The 14,453-nt window shown below is 47.4% G+C and carries 11 protein-coding genes; 5 read left to right on the forward strand and 6 right to left on the reverse strand.

Features of this window, described 5'->3' with window-relative positions; all coding sequences use genetic code 11:
• The first annotated feature begins 38 nt into the window (after window positions 1-38).
• On the forward strand, window positions 39-1,787 hold the full coding sequence (gene ilvB, locus KJS63_RS17775) for a biosynthetic-type acetolactate synthase large subunit (protein WP_213620336.1): 1,749 nt from the start codon (window positions 39-41) through the stop codon (window positions 1,785-1,787).
• Window positions 1,788-1,958: 171 nt separating this feature from the next.
• Here the strand turns inward: ilvB and KJS63_RS17780 are convergent, their stop codons facing one another.
• Together KJS63_RS17780 and KJS63_RS17785 are read right to left on the reverse strand one after the other, a co-directional pair.
• Window positions 1,959-3,086 carry a low temperature requirement protein A gene (locus KJS63_RS17780; protein WP_213620337.1) on the reverse strand — a complete coding sequence of 376 codons (1,128 nt, stop codon included), beginning with the start codon at window positions 3,084-3,086 and terminating at the stop codon, window positions 1,959-1,961.
• A 3-nt stretch (window positions 3,087-3,089) separates the two neighbouring features.
• Entirely contained in the window at window positions 3,090-3,689 is a 600-nt protein-coding gene (locus tag KJS63_RS17785) for a short chain dehydrogenase (protein WP_213620338.1), read from the reverse strand.
• A 172-nt stretch (window positions 3,690-3,861) separates the two neighbouring features.
• Here KJS63_RS17785 and KJS63_RS17790 point away from each other — a divergent pair, with 172 nt between their 5' ends.
• Window positions 3,862-4,032 carry a hypothetical protein gene (locus KJS63_RS17790; protein ID WP_213620339.1) on the forward strand — a complete coding sequence of 57 codons (171 nt, stop codon included), beginning with the start codon at window positions 3,862-3,864 and terminating at the stop codon, window positions 4,030-4,032.
• A 202-nt stretch (window positions 4,033-4,234) separates the two neighbouring features.
• On the opposite strand, the gene KJS63_RS17795 is transcribed toward KJS63_RS17790, so the two are convergent.
• Together KJS63_RS17795 and KJS63_RS17800 are read right to left on the reverse strand one after the other, a co-directional pair.
• Window positions 4,235-4,720 carry a tetratricopeptide repeat protein gene (locus tag KJS63_RS17795; RefSeq protein WP_213620340.1) on the reverse strand — a complete coding sequence of 162 codons (486 nt, stop codon included), beginning with the start codon at window positions 4,718-4,720 and terminating at the stop codon, window positions 4,235-4,237.
• 204 nt (window positions 4,721-4,924) lie between these two features.
• Window positions 4,925-5,662, reverse strand: coding sequence for an SDR family oxidoreductase (locus KJS63_RS17800; RefSeq protein WP_068618243.1), 738 nt, complete (start codon window positions 5,660-5,662; stop codon window positions 4,925-4,927).
• Window positions 5,663-5,818: 156 nt separating this feature from the next.
• On the opposite strand from KJS63_RS17800, the gene KJS63_RS17805 reads away from it, so the two are divergent.
• Complete coding sequence (locus KJS63_RS17805; protein ID WP_244862667.1) at window positions 5,819-6,754, forward strand: AraC family transcriptional regulator; 936 nt, start codon at window positions 5,819-5,821, stop codon at window positions 6,752-6,754.
• 132 nt (window positions 6,755-6,886) lie between these two features.
• On the opposite strand, the gene KJS63_RS17810 is transcribed toward KJS63_RS17805, so the two are convergent.
• Window positions 6,887-7,204 carry a thioredoxin family protein gene (locus tag KJS63_RS17810; RefSeq protein WP_213620341.1) on the reverse strand — a complete coding sequence of 106 codons (318 nt, stop codon included), beginning with the start codon at window positions 7,202-7,204 and terminating at the stop codon, window positions 6,887-6,889.
• Window positions 7,201-7,578: a MerR family transcriptional regulator gene (locus KJS63_RS17815; RefSeq protein ID WP_068618249.1), complete on the reverse strand. Its 378-nt coding sequence runs from the start codon at window positions 7,576-7,578 to the stop codon at window positions 7,201-7,203. Before KJS63_RS17815 ends, KJS63_RS17810 begins: the two co-directional genes overlap by 4 nt.
• Before the next feature lie 240 nt (window positions 7,579-7,818).
• Between KJS63_RS17815 and KJS63_RS17820 the strand changes: the two genes are divergently transcribed.
• Both KJS63_RS17820 and KJS63_RS17825 read left to right on the forward strand, forming a co-directional pair.
• Window positions 7,819-10,935, forward strand: a complete 3,117-nt coding sequence (locus KJS63_RS17820; protein ID WP_213620342.1) for an Ig-like domain-containing protein — start codon at window positions 7,819-7,821, stop codon at window positions 10,933-10,935.
• Window positions 10,936-11,258: 323 nt separating this feature from the next.
• Window positions 11,259-14,387 (forward strand): Ig-like domain-containing protein, encoded by a 3,129-nt coding sequence (locus tag KJS63_RS17825; protein ID WP_213620343.1) that lies wholly within the window; start codon window positions 11,259-11,261, stop codon window positions 14,385-14,387.
• Window positions 14,388-14,453 lie beyond the last annotated feature (66 nt).

Below are 14,453 nucleotides of genomic sequence, written 5' to 3' on the forward strand. Positions count from 1 at the left end.
CTTACATGTTACCGTGATAATGAAGGGAGTGAGTATCCATGAATTCAATGGATCGTGAACGACTGTTAAAGAAAGACCGAATCAGTGGGTCGGAGATCCTGCTGCGGACCTTGCTTCTGGAAGGGGTTGAGTGTGTTTTCGGTTATCCCGGAGGTGCGGTGCTCTATATTTATGATGCGATGTATGGAAATCCGGATTTCAAGCATATCCTGACCCGGCATGAGCAAGGAGCCATCCACGCCGCAGACGGATACGCCCGATCCACCGGTAAGACAGGTGTATGCCTAGCCACATCAGGACCAGGTGCGACCAATCTGATCACCGGCATTGCAACCGCACATATGGACAGTGTTCCACTGGTCATTATAACCGGCAATGTGGCTACGCCGCTGCTCGGCACCGACGCGTTCCAAGAGGCCGATATCGTCGGTATGACCCTCCCGGTAACCAAACACAGCTATATGGTTCGGACGGCAGATGAACTGCCGCGGGTCCTCCGTGAAGCTTTTTATTTGGCAAATTCAGGGCGAAAAGGGCCAGTACTGGTTGACATTCCGAAAAATGTGTCCGCTGAGGTGGCCGAATTTAAATATCCGGAGGAAATTTCTATAAGGGGCTACAAGCCGGTTCCTGCCTTCCGGCCGGATCAAGTCGCCAAGCTGGCCGAAGCCTTGCGGACGGCCAAGAAACCGCTCTTCTTGGCAGGAGCAGGTGTTATCCATGCAGGAGCTGAACAGGCGCTCGCGGAACTGGCACGGCACATGGGTATCCCGGTGACGACAACGCTATTGGGAATCGGGGGATTTCCTTCGGAAGACCCTCTTTCGCTTGGGATGGCAGGCATGCATGGAACTTATGCCGCCAACCGGGCGTTGCTGGAGTGCGACCTGCTAGTCGCAGTCGGTTCGCGCTTTGATGACCGGGTGACCATGAAGCTTGACGGTTTCGCGCCGCAGGCGGTCATTGCCCATGTCGACATTGACCCCGCCGAGGTGGGCAAGCTGGTGTCCCCAACCATCCCGGTTACCGGGGATGCCTGCGTGGTGCTTCGTGCCTTATTTGATGAACTGCGGGCAGATTCGGGTGCAGACAATCCCACTTCTTCCAGCCATACCGCATCATGGATCGCTGATCTGAACCGGATGAAAATGCTCCATCCTCTCCGCTACCGGGTGGATGGGCGGGTGCTCAAGCCTCAATATGTGATCGAAATGATTGCTGCAACCACCCAAGGCGAAGCCATTGTTACGACGGACGTCGGACAGCATCAGATGTGGACCGCGCAGTTCGGCCGGTTTAACCATCCCCGCACCCTGATTACTTCAGGGGGCCTTGGTACAATGGGATTCGGATTTCCCGCTGCCATCGGCGCTCAAATCGGCAATCCCGGACGAACCGTCATATCAATCAATGGTGACGGTGGGATGCAGATGTGTGCACAAGAGCTGGCCGTGTGCTCCATCCATCAAATCCCAGTGAAGATAGTTGTGATCAACAATCGCACTTTAGGCATGATCAAGCAATGGCAGGAGCTTGTCTACGAGGGACGACACAGCCATATTGATTTGTCGGGCAGCCCGGATTTTGTCAAACTCGCGGAGGCGTATGGCATAACAGGACTGAGAGCTCAGACCCCGGAGGAAGCACAGCGGGTATGGCAGATAGCCCTGGAGACAAAAGGGCCTGTTTTGGTCGATTTTGTTGTTGATAAAGATGAACTTGTGTACCCTATGGTCCCGCAAGGGATGGCACTAAGCGATATGATCACGGGGGATATTGACACTTGATTCCGCCCCAAGCTGGAGTATAACAAAGAGAAGCCAAGGACGAATAACCTCCTTGGCTTCTCTTTGTATGATGCTCCCCCAGGTAGAAAGCTGCCGTTATTTCCAGATGCCGTTTGTCTCGTCATACGCCTTTAGACAACCTTCAAATCGGCTATGAGGAAGATCGGTCTCTTAAGCTGTCAACTTCGCATAGACGATAAAAAACAATGCCAATTCCCCAATGATGATGTAGTTAGGCAGCGGGATTAACAAATCAACTACAAGAAATACGGCCAGCAATCCTAAGAATAACACTAAGTGGTAGAACCTCAACCGCTCCTCTACATGTCTGTACCTGTGGAAGACCAAAGAGGTTGACAGAAAATAAATCAGTACCGAACCAAAAATGAACAACAGTTTAAATGACTCATTTAATTGGTTCAAGAATAAGAGCTTGATCGAAGCCGCAATCATGCACATGGACAGATAAATAAACAAATGGCCGTATATAATGGTCTGCCCTGCGGTTTCAATATTCTTGTTCACCTTCTTCTCCACATTATCGAAATACTGCCACCAGATCGCAATGATTAAGATAAAGGTTATTGTGGCGAACAGAATCGATTCCCAGGTCATGGTATCCGATTGCAGAACACTAAGAATGCTGATTACGGATTCACCAAGAAGAATAAGCGTAAACAGCGAGAACCTCTCTAACAAATGATGTGTTTGGGTCGGTGTTTTCCGCAAGTATTGCCGGCCGATGATCGGCAGCAGGATGTCTATGGCAATTCCCGCATATAGAAAGACATAACGGACCCACGAATCAAAAAATAAGGATAACGATGATACCACAAGTCCTATCCAAAAGCGGCTTCCCAGATAGCGGGCGGTGACCCTCCAGTCTGCTTCTTCTCTTTTATGTACCGAGAGATACTGAATGGCTGTCATAGCCCTTAAGCCGATGTAGCCTATAAAAAATGGGATATAGTACTGATCGAAATCTACCGACAGGCTCGCTGTCATAATCAGCACAAAAAATAGCTGCAGGATCAAAAAGATCCGGTGCGAAAAAATATCCTGCCCAAACCGGTTAACAAAGAGGGATTGTCCCACCCAAGCCCACCAGATCGGCACAAAAATGAGCACAAATTTGCTTAAGTATTCTATTGGAACTACGCCGGCTTCCACATGTATCAAGACATGTGCCGCTTTGGATACAGCGGCAGCAAAGAGCAGATCGTAAAACAGCTCCAGCCAGGTAACCTTCTTCTCAGCGAGGGGGTTGCGATGTGGAAATCCCAAATGTTGTTGTTTCATCCGTTAGTACACCGTATAGGTCTGCCCCGTTTGTGCACCCTCAACACTTCGCTGGAAGGCAAGCGCTGCTCTCCGCGCCGGTATGGGTTCAAAACCTGGGAAGTAAGGGCCATAGGTGTCCATCGATTCCTCCAGTACATTCGGGCTTACATTATTGATGCGGATTCCTCTTGGCATTTCAATGGCGGCCGACTGCACAAAAGCCTTGATTGCGCCTCCGGCCATCGCTGATGAGACGCCTCCAATAATTGGGCTATCCATAATAATACCGGTAGTCAGCGTGAAACTGCCCTGATCCCGAACATAGTCGAGTCCAAGCAGCACCAGGTTAATCTGACCCTTAAGTTTGCCGGAGATGGTGATTTCATTCAACTCGGGCGTTAATTCCTGTAGCGAACCGAAATAAGCCTGACCGGCAGTGCAAACTACCGCATCCACCATGCCAGACGTTTTATACATATTTACGATGCTCTCCGGATCAGACATATCCACGGTAATATCCGCCCCTTTCCGTCCGGCAGTAATGATCTCATGCCGCTTTCCCAATTCGTTGTGAACGGCGGTACCCAAAGTTCCTGAAGCACCCACCAGTAGAATTTTCATATTTAAAACCCCCTTTAATCTAGGTTGCTATACAGCAATATTAAAATAATACACACATCTTGGACACAAATAAACTACTTGACATCTAAGTAACGGTTATACGGGCCTTGACATACACGTGTTATATTAGAATCGTCTATGTACATCTTGCAAACACCTCGAAGGGAATCTTATGTACCAGCATATGAATCAGAATTTTGCAGAAATCAACCGCATTGGGGCTGATCTGAGAGGAGCTAGCTTGGAGGGATTTGATTTCAAATCTTTTTCGGTTACGGGTGTGAAAAAGGACAGCGGACAGTGTGTGCTGTTGGCCCGCTCTTATGGACCTAAGGTAGTGTAGAGCCGCGTGTTGCCCCTTACCTCTTAGGCAGCTCCTAGGCAGGGGGCCGCACCCCCTTACGATTTGGTAATCATCCCCGTTGCGATTATACGAGACCGGCTCAAAAGAATCGGAGATCATAAGCGAATTTGCACCCGCCACGGTCATCATCAAATGCATGACTTTATCCTTCATCGCCTCAGGCACCCCCGGCGTCTCGCCGTTACTCCCAAACTTCATCTAGTTTATCCGAATAGAATTCAATTGCATTTTTATAACCTAAAATCTTCGTATCCTTTGTCGTTTCGATTAAACATTTTAACAACATCTCCATTGCTTTACTATGCTCGTTCAAGTTATAAAGCGTCATGGAGTAAAAGGTTTGGATCGCTCTATTATGTGGGAAGGCTTCGATCCCCTTAAGAAATACCCTTTTAGACTCCTCATATTTCCCTAAAGTCCTATAAGTGCTTCCTAACCCTATCAAAGCTCCTTCTAATTCACCCGGAGACAATCCTAAGCGGATGGCATTTTCGTAAAAAGGTACTGCTTTCGCTTCCTCTCCTAACAGGTCAAAACTCCAGGCACATTGATAGTTAATAGACGCATGATCGGGGAAATCCTGGACCAGCTTCATAAGAATTTCGTTCGATTCTATGTAATTCTTACTCTTGCGTAAATCAACTGCTCTATTCAGCTCTTTTTCCATAGTTACAACCTCCAATATCTTACTGTTTTGTATGTAAGTAATATCGAACAACATATTCGTTCTCAGGGAATATATCAATAATTCGGACAGGTATCAAATTTCAACAATTCCTATAATAGGATCTGAAACAGAAAAAAGCCGCGAAGATCGCAGCTTCTCTTAGTTATCAACCTAAGCATTAATTTTGAGATAAAGGTTGCTCCATCAATTGAACCCGCCGTTTACGCGAATCGTCTGCCCTGTAATCCACCGGGCTTTACCGCTGACAAGCAGTTCAATGACATTTGCGATGTCCTCCGGTTCACCGAGCCGTCCAAACGCATTCATGCGGCGGTAAGAGTCAACTAACTCCTCTGACTTCCCATTTAGAAATAGATCGGTAGCGACTTGGCCTGGTGCAATGCAATTAATGACGATGTTTCTCGGGCCAAATTCCTTTGCTAATTGACGGGTCAACTGCTCGACTGCCCCCTTAGTTGCAGCATAAATACTGTATGTAGGGAGCATCGCCCCAGCCACAGAGGTAGAAAAATTTATAATTGTTCCGCCTTCGGCCATGTGCTGCATGGCCTGTTGACATGCAAAATAAGTCCCTTTAACGTTGACCGCGAAGTTCCGGTCAAAGTCTTCTTCTGTCACATCCGCAATGGCTCTACCTTCCATAATGCCGGCATTATTAATCAGAATGTCCACACGTCCGAACCGCTCCAGTGTTTCCGAGAATAATGCTTCCACCTCACTCACTTTACTAACGTCTGCACGGATTGCAATCGCTTCGCCGCCAGACTGCTCAATCGTCTTAACAACCTCATCCGCTTTAGTTGCGTTTGAGGAATAATTGACAACAACCTTCACTCCGGATTGTGCCAATTGGACCGCAATCTGCTGTCCGATCCCCCGTGACGCCCCGGTGACAATAGCTACTTGCTCATTTATACTCATGTTCATTCTCTCCTTTGTTTATGTTTACGAATTTATTATAGTAATTGAGTGTTCTTGACCGTTAGAACATCCCTGTTCGATCCTTGCCTAATTCTCTTCACTCTCGCTATTATAAGAAATATACGAACATACTCTTCCTGAAGGGAGTCCGAAACCATGGACACCGTAAATAATTCACTGCACATGGAGCAAGCGCTGCAGCAATTAACACTCCTGATCCGTCAGCACGCTCCCTCCAGCGGTACATATCAGACAGCTGTGCCTTCTCTGAGTTTAATGCATGCCACAGATTCATCGGAACCGATGGAATCTGTATATAAGCCATCCATTTGTGTCGTGGCACAAGGGGCGAAGACGGCCGCACTGGCTGGCGAAGTTTATAGGTACGATCCTTCCACCTATTTGGTCACTTCCGTCGAACTCCCGATTGTCGGCCGAATTATCGAAGCATCCCCTGCGATTCCGTATTTAAGCCTGAAATTGTGCTTCGACACCGATGTGATCCTGGACACCTTCAAAGAGATGCATCATTCAGGTTCCATTCCCCCGGAATCCGGCCGGGGTATAACCGTTAACGAGACATCTCCCGCATTGTTGGAAGCTGTAATCCGGCTGATGCGGCTGCTCAGTACACCCGAAGATATTCCGGTCCTTGCCCCGCTTCTCATCCGGGAAATCCTGTACCGGGTGCTTCAGAGCGAGCATGGTGCTCTTATCCATCAATTTGCGATCGCCGGCAGTCATGCGAACAGTATCGCTCAAGCCATCCAGTACATAAACCAGCAGTACGACCGTCCGATTATCATTGAACAGTTGGCGAAATCCGTAAACCTGAGCACGTCGGCCTTTCATAAACACTTCAAACGTGTCACGATGATGAGTCCGCTGCAATACCAGAAAACGGTGCGTCTACAGGAGGCCAGGCGTTTAATGCTGACCGAAAGCATGCAAGCTTCAGACGCGGCCTTCCACGTAGGCTATGAGAGCCCGTCACAATTCAGCCGGGAATATGCCCGTATGTACGGAAGACCTCCAATGCTGGATGTTCAACAGCTTCGTGGTTCTATCGCAGATGCCAATATGCCTGGCTGATGTGCTCAACATCCCAGGGACTGACGCCATATTCATCCCGCTGCCAGAAGGCATTTAGTACTTCCCTTACCAAAAAAAACGGGCAACCTAAGGCTGCCCGTTATATATCGAATTGGGTTATTTCATACCTAATTATAGATACCGCTCAATCAGTGACTCATACACATTCTTTGGCCGTAAACCAACAAGCTTGTCGACAGGCTCCCCGTTATGGAACACAATGACCGTTGGCATGGACATGATTCCATACTCAGCAGCAACCGACGGTGATTCATCGCAATCTACTTTTAGCACGGTTAACCGCTCGCCATAGTCCCCTGCCAATTCATCAAGAATCGGAAGCAAAACCTTGCACGGAGGGCACCATACTGCACCAAACTCAACAAGCGTTACCCCCTGCTCCCGCACCTTACCCTCAAAAGTTCTTTCATCTACAGCTAATATACTCATCGTTCTTCCTCCTGTCCATCCATTTGTCGTTCGTCCAGGATCGAGCGTATGCGCTCCTCGAGATTCGACCTGATATTCTTCAGCAGATGAATCTGGTCATCAATCTCGGCAAGCTTCTGCTGATAGACTGGCAGTACTTCCCGGCAAAACGCCTCTTTATTCTTCAGCACGCACTGCAGGAAACCGGCGATCTCTTCCGTAGACAAGCCAAGACCCAAATAAAACTGGATGGTACGAACCTGTTCCTCCGCGAGTGGCGAATAATCTCTGTAACCATTCTCCTGACGGCTGGGAACAAGCAGGCCCTGCTGCTCATAATAGCGCAGCGAGCGGATGCTCACTCCAGTTAACGCAGACAGTTCCCCTATTTTCATCAAAGTCGCTCCCTTCCTGGACGATACAAACTCATTATAAACCCTGACATTAGTGTGAGGGTCAATAGCTTTTTATCTAGTTGTACAAAAGACATATGTATAGTTCCATTCTCCCTACTCTATTTTTTACCAAATTTATGATGTTGGTGGGATATTCATCCTCTTCATCTTACTGAATAATTGAGAGGAGCCTTTGGTCAAGACAATCCTATCCCCAAAATCTTGAAGGGAGTGTCACAAGTGTATCGTACTCTGTTTCGTAAAGCCAGTTATGCTCTTCTCAGCCTCACCCTTGCCTCAGGTATTGCAGCTGGTCACAGTTATGCTTCTTCCAATGCCGAAAAGCCTGTAGTTGAGTGGTCCCGCCAGTACGGCATGGATGAGAGATACTTAGCTGCTCGTAACGTCACCTCTACATCCAATGGAGGTTATCTAGTTACCGGCGACTTTAGCGCATCAGCTGGAAGTTCTTATATTCTGAAGCTGAACCCTGCCGGAAAGATGCAGTGGGAACAAAAAATTCAGCATGATAACCGCAAACTTACAACAGCCAATGAAACCATTGAGACAAAGGACGGTGGGTTTCTAGTCACCGGGAGTACTCAAAGTGAAAGCGGGAAGCACAATATTTTGCTAATTAAGCTGGGGGCCCAGGGAGCTCTGGAGTGGGAGAAAGAATTTGACCTTGGCTTTAGTGCATCCTCGTTGTCCTTGGCTGAGACGAAAGATGGCAGCTTCGTAATTACGGGTGAGAGCTATGGATGGCCGAATGGTCAGCATGCTTTTGTGCTGAAAGCAGATACTCAGGGGCAGGAAGTATGGCTCAAACAGCTTAAATTTAGCGATGAGCAGTACTATGCAGATATTATAGCTGCAGCGGATGGCGGCTCAATTGCAGTTGGCACTCAATACGACACCTACTTTAATGATCCAAATAAAGGCGCTGTGATCACCAAGCTAAGTGTGGACGGTGATGAGGTCTGGACCAAGAACCTGTCAACACCGGATTCCCTGCGCATGGCATCTTCAATCGCCCCGTCGGGGGACGGTGGATTTGTGATCTACAGCAAATCTTCCAGAGATGATCATTATCTAACCAGAATTGACTCAAGCGGCAATATAAAATGGGAGAAAAAGCTCGATCCAACACCGGATTTTGACTTTTTCAAGAAGGTTGTTCGAACTGAAGAAGGTTATGCCCTTTTCTCGGAATATAGTCATACCTCTAATGTTCAAGAAAGAAGATATGAATTCTTAAAGCTGGACGATACCGGGAAAACCCTGGACATAATGGATTTTACCGTCAAAGGTTTTGATCGCATGACAGGATTATCCGCTTCACAGGATGGCGGATTTATACTGTTAGGCGACGTGAAGGGTCCCGATTATAATCGCTTTATGCAGGTGACCAAGCTCGCTGGACCAAACGGTCAGCCGGGAGAACGCACCTTGGAGGGAATCAGCTTTGCCGATACCGGGAAAACGATGGCTGTCGGTGAACACACAGCTGCGATCATCATGGCTAATTATTCGGATGGGTCCAAAGAGGCCGTCATCGATTCTGTATCCCTCACCTCAGATAACAGCGGGATAGCTGCTGTTGATCCCGAAGGATTCATTACAGGAATTAAGCCTGGCAGTACTACAATACATGCGGACTTTAAAGGCCATAAGGCCCAGCTAAACGTAGAAGTGTTCGAAAATCCGAACCACGGAGATCCCGATCATTGGTCATATCAATACGGGAAAGACCAATATTACATCCTGGAACGGAGCATAGTCCCTGCCTCAGACGGAGGTTATATTGTAACAGCGGACACCAAGGACCAACTTTACTCAAGTACCAAAGCCTATATCCTTAAGCTGAATGCTGCTGGCACCCTGGAGTGGCAGCAAAAAATTCAGCACGGCCTCTCTAAATATACCCTGCCCTTAAAAGCTATTGAGACTAAGGACGGCGGGATTGTTGTCTGCGGGATCACCAGAATCCAGGATGAGCGAGCACGTAATCAAGTCTTCTTGACCAAGCTCAATGCCCGAGGTCTTGTGGAATGGGAGAAAGGTTTTGATGGGGGTGGCAATAAGTCGGGATATTCCGTGGACGAGACTACCGATGGCGGGTTCGTGGTTACCGGGGGAACTCTCTCCATTTCTGGTGAAGACTCAGCTTACGTGCTGAAGACGGATGCCCATGGACAGCTTATGTGGGAGAAAAGCTTTCGGTTCGGAAGCAACCAGAACTACAATGATATCCTAGCCACACCGGATGGCGGCTCCATTGCTGTCGGTACCATCAACACCTATGTAGGCAGCAATGAAAATGATAGAGCGATCGTTACTAAGCTGAGCCCAGGCGGAGATGAATTGTGGACCAAGAAGTTCGCCCCGATTGGGCGCGAAGCCTATTCTATTATTTCAACGAAGCAGAATAATTACTTAATCGCGAGCAGAACGCCGGACGGTGTTAATTATTTAACCGAGCTTAATGCATCCGGTGAAGTGATTTGGGAGGAATCTTATGAGGCCTCGGAGGGCCAGAACTTCTATACAGTCTCCCATTATGGCCAAGGATACGTACTACTTGGAAACCTTACAACGGGAGATTACCCAAACAGGGAGACCAAGTTCACAGCTTTAAAGCTTGATGACCATGGACAGGTTGTAGCCAATCTTTATTTTACAGAGCCTAATTTATCTGGTCTTGATGTTGGTACCGTATCCCCTGATGGGCAATTTGTATTCATAGGTGCTGTTAAAACCAGTGAGGATAAAACCGCTCTGCAAGCGGCCAAGAGCACAGGAACGGAACATCCACCTGGTAACCCTGTTGTGACCGGAATTTCAGTCACAAATCCGAACCCAAAGATTGTCATCGGAGAACAAACAACAGCCCTCGTAAAAGCCAGTTACTCTAATGGAGCCGAAAAGGTTCTTAAAAACTCTGTAGCCTTCACCTCAGAAGACGGAAATATCGCCACCGTGGACTCTAAGGGTGTTATTACCGGTATTAATCCGGGCAGCACTATAATCCATGCCGACTATCAGGGGCATACGGCTCAGTTCCAAGTCGAAGTACTCAACGAAACGGAAGGAATATTCTATCTGGATTCTGAGGAATACTCCTTAGCTGTGGGTACTTCGCTGGATACGGCTGCTTTCCTCAAAGATAAAGACGGAACAATCCATAATGTCACCAAAGCGACCACCTTCAAGAGCGACCACCCGGCGATCGCCGATTATGATCAGGGCGGGAGCATTAACGGCATTCGTGCAGGCATCACCTATATCATCGCCGAATATCAGGGCAAGACCTACAGAGCGTTAGTACAGGTTGTTCGTGACTCTGTACCAAGATAACGCCTTGAACATATAAGAGAGGTACAGCAAATTTAGGGAAGTTCACATTCGCTTTGAATGGGGCCTTCCCTTTTTGCCATGCTTGCTAAACTGGCATGGTCTCAATTGAACTTCATAGCATACAGGTTGTATGACTAACTGACTAGATCTGTACTTAAAAAGCACTGCAAATCTGAAATTCTAAACTTACTTAAGTTAGCAACTTGCCAAATATATGAAAAAGGTTGGATTCCCTCCCCCTCCCGATTATTTAATAATGATTAAGAGAATCCGCATTCCAGAATAAGCCATCATCACTTAAATTATGGAGGGAGTGTTAAAGCGTGTTTCGTTCTATTATTCGTAAAGCAAGTGTTGCACTTCTCAGCCTTACCCTCGTCTCAGGTATTGCAGCTAGCCACGGTTACGCATCTTCCGCGATAAGCAGACCCGTGGTCGAATGGTCACAGCAGTATGGCATGGATCAATGGTATGTAGGAGGCAGCGACGTGATCTCTACCTTAGACGGAGGTTATGTTGTAACGAGTACCATCACCATCTCACCAAATTTACAGGGTTATATTGTGAAGCTCGACTCTTCCGGGAAACTGCAATGGGAACAAAAAATTCAGCATAATAACAAATCCACTTCGGTGGATAAAACAATTGAGACTAAGGACGGCGGGTTTCTAGTCTGTGGGACGACTGAAAATGAACACGGAAAAAATTCTGTCTTTCTACTCAAACTCAGTCCACAAGGTACTGTGGAATGGGAAAAAGACTACGAGCATGACTTCAGTGTGACGGATATGTCCATAGCTGAGACGAAAGATAACGGCTTTGTAGTTACAGGCCAATCCTGGAATTGGCCGGATATTCAATATGGTTTTGTGCTTAAAACAGACGCTAAGGGCCAGCAGAGTTGGCTCAAAAAGCTCAGTTTTAACGACGAGAATGACTACTACGATATTATTGCTACTCAAGATGGCGGTTCCATCGCGGTGGGCACCCAGCATGATAGACATTACAACGACCCGAAAATGGGTGCTATCATCACGAAACTGAACGAGGCCGGGGAAGAAGTATGGACCAAGAAGCTGTCTGAACCTGATTCATTACGCATGGCATTTTCAATTGTTTCCTCCGGTGATGGCGGTTATATGATCTACGGCACAGGCACGGATCAAGATCAGTATCTAACCCGGATTGACGCAAATGGTAAAGTACTGTGGGATAAGAAGTTCGACCCAACTCCGGACAACAGCTTTATCAAGAAAGTTGTCCGGACTAATGATGGGTATGCCCTCTTCTCAGAATATAAGAAAGGTTCCACGAATGTTAAAGAAAGAAAATATGAGCTGTTTAATATAGATGATACCGGAAAGATCCTGAAACAGAGTGCATTTAGTGTCAAAAATTTTGAACGGATGGTTAGTGTAACCGTTTCACGGGAAGGCGGTTTTGTTCTGCTTGGAGAAACAAAAGGCGCAAAAAACAATACCTTCATACAGGTGACCAAGCTGGCTGTGAACAACCAGCCGGGAGAACCAACCGTGGAAAGTATCAGCTTCACAGATTCCAGTAAAACGATTGGAGTTGGTGAACTTACGGCCGCACTTGTAAATGCGCATTATTCGGATGGAACCAAAGAATTGATAAAAGAGTTCTTATCCCTTAGCTCAGAAAACGAGCGTGTAGCTATTGTTGACTCCAGAGGATTCATTACTGGGATTAAACCGGGCAACACCGTGATCAACGCAGTCTACGAAGGGCATCGTGCCCAGCTTAAAGTAGAAGTAGTCGAAACCCCCAATCATGGAGATCCTGATCAATGGTCCTACCTGTACGGAAAGAATCAGTACTTCACAACAGCACGCAGCATAATCCCTGCCTCTGACGGGGGCTATATTATAGCTGGCAACACTCAGGGTGAAATGTTCGGAGGTTCAAAAGCCTACATTCTCAAGCTGAACGCTGCCGGTGTCACTCAGTGGCAGCAAATGATTCAACATGGCATGTCTGAATACACAGAAGCTTATGATGTAGTAGAGACCCAAGACGGCGGAATTCTCGTCAGCGGGACTACCAGAAACTATGATGATCGGCCGCGTGATGTTGTTTTCATGGCCAAACTTAGTGCTCAAGGTGTTGTAGAATGGGAGCGCGAGTTTGAGGGTGGAGCCAATCGGTCGGGGGACGCTGTGGCTGAGACCAAGGATGGTGGATTCGTAGTTACCGGTTATACCCTATCCGCTTCAGGAGAGGACTCGGCCTATGTGCTTAAGACCGATGCTCACGGACAACAATTGTGGAATAGAACGTACCGGTTCGGCAACTATCAGAACTATAATGACATCATCGCTACACCCGATGGCGGTTCAATTGCAGTGGGTACCGTTAAAACGGTTATCGGCAGCAATGAAGATGACGGGGCTATTGTTACTAAACTAGGCACGAACGGAGAAGAAGTATGGACTAAGAAACTCCTCCCCATTGGACGTGAAGCGTATTCCATCCTTTCAGCAAATGAGGATAGTTATTTGATTGCCAGCAGAACAAGAGATGGCAAAAATTACTTGACCAAAATTAATGATACCGGTGAGGTAATCTGGGAGAAATCTTTCGAGGCTTCTAAAGGTCAGTTCTTCCATAAAATCGTTCGTTATGGCCAAGGATACACCTTGCTTGGTGCCCAAAGCACGGGAAATTACCCAGATACAGAGACTAGAGTCGCAGCTTTAAAGCTTGATGACAACGGACAGATTCTGGGCAAGATTCTTTTTACAGAACCGAATCTATCTAATCTTGACAAGGGAACCGTAACACAAGATGGGAAATTTGTACTGATGGGAGCGGTTAAAATAAACAATCAAACCCTTCTGAAAGTGGCCAAGACCTCTGGTCAAGACACACCGGTGGAGCCTGTCTTAACCGGAATCTCCTTCTCAGATACAAGCAAACAAATCGCTGTCGGCGAGACAGCAACCTCCTCGGTAAGAGCCCGTTATTCCGATGGAACGGAAAAAGCTCTCACGGAATCCATATCCTTTACCTCGGAGGACGAGAATACGGCTTCTGTGGACTCCAAAGGTTTGATTACCGGGGTTAAACCGGGCAGCACCGTGATACATGCCGTCTACCAGGGTCTTACGGCTCAGCTTCCGATTGAAGTAACCAAATCAGGCGGCGGCAACCCCGACCCGGAAGGAACATTCTATCTGGATTCAGAGGAATATTCCTTAACTGAAGGAACTTCAATAGACACAGTCGCTCTATTCAAAGACAAAGACGGCAAAATCCATGACGTCACCAAGCAATCCATCTTCAAGAGCGAGAATCCAGCTATCGTTGACTATGACAAGGATGGCAATATTAACGGGGTTCGTGCCGGGATCACCTACATCACTGCCGAATATCAGGGCAAAACATATAGAGCATTAGTGCAGGTAGTTCGGGCTTCTGTACCGAACTAATGAACAGAGCCATCCCACGGGATGGCTCTTTATTCTCAATCAGCTGCATTGAGTGGATATTTATAT

This window comes from Paenibacillus sp. J22TS3 (genome assembly GCF_018403205.1).
Taxonomy (GTDB): domain Bacteria; phylum Bacillota; class Bacilli; order Paenibacillales; family Paenibacillaceae; genus Fontibacillus; species Fontibacillus tuaregi.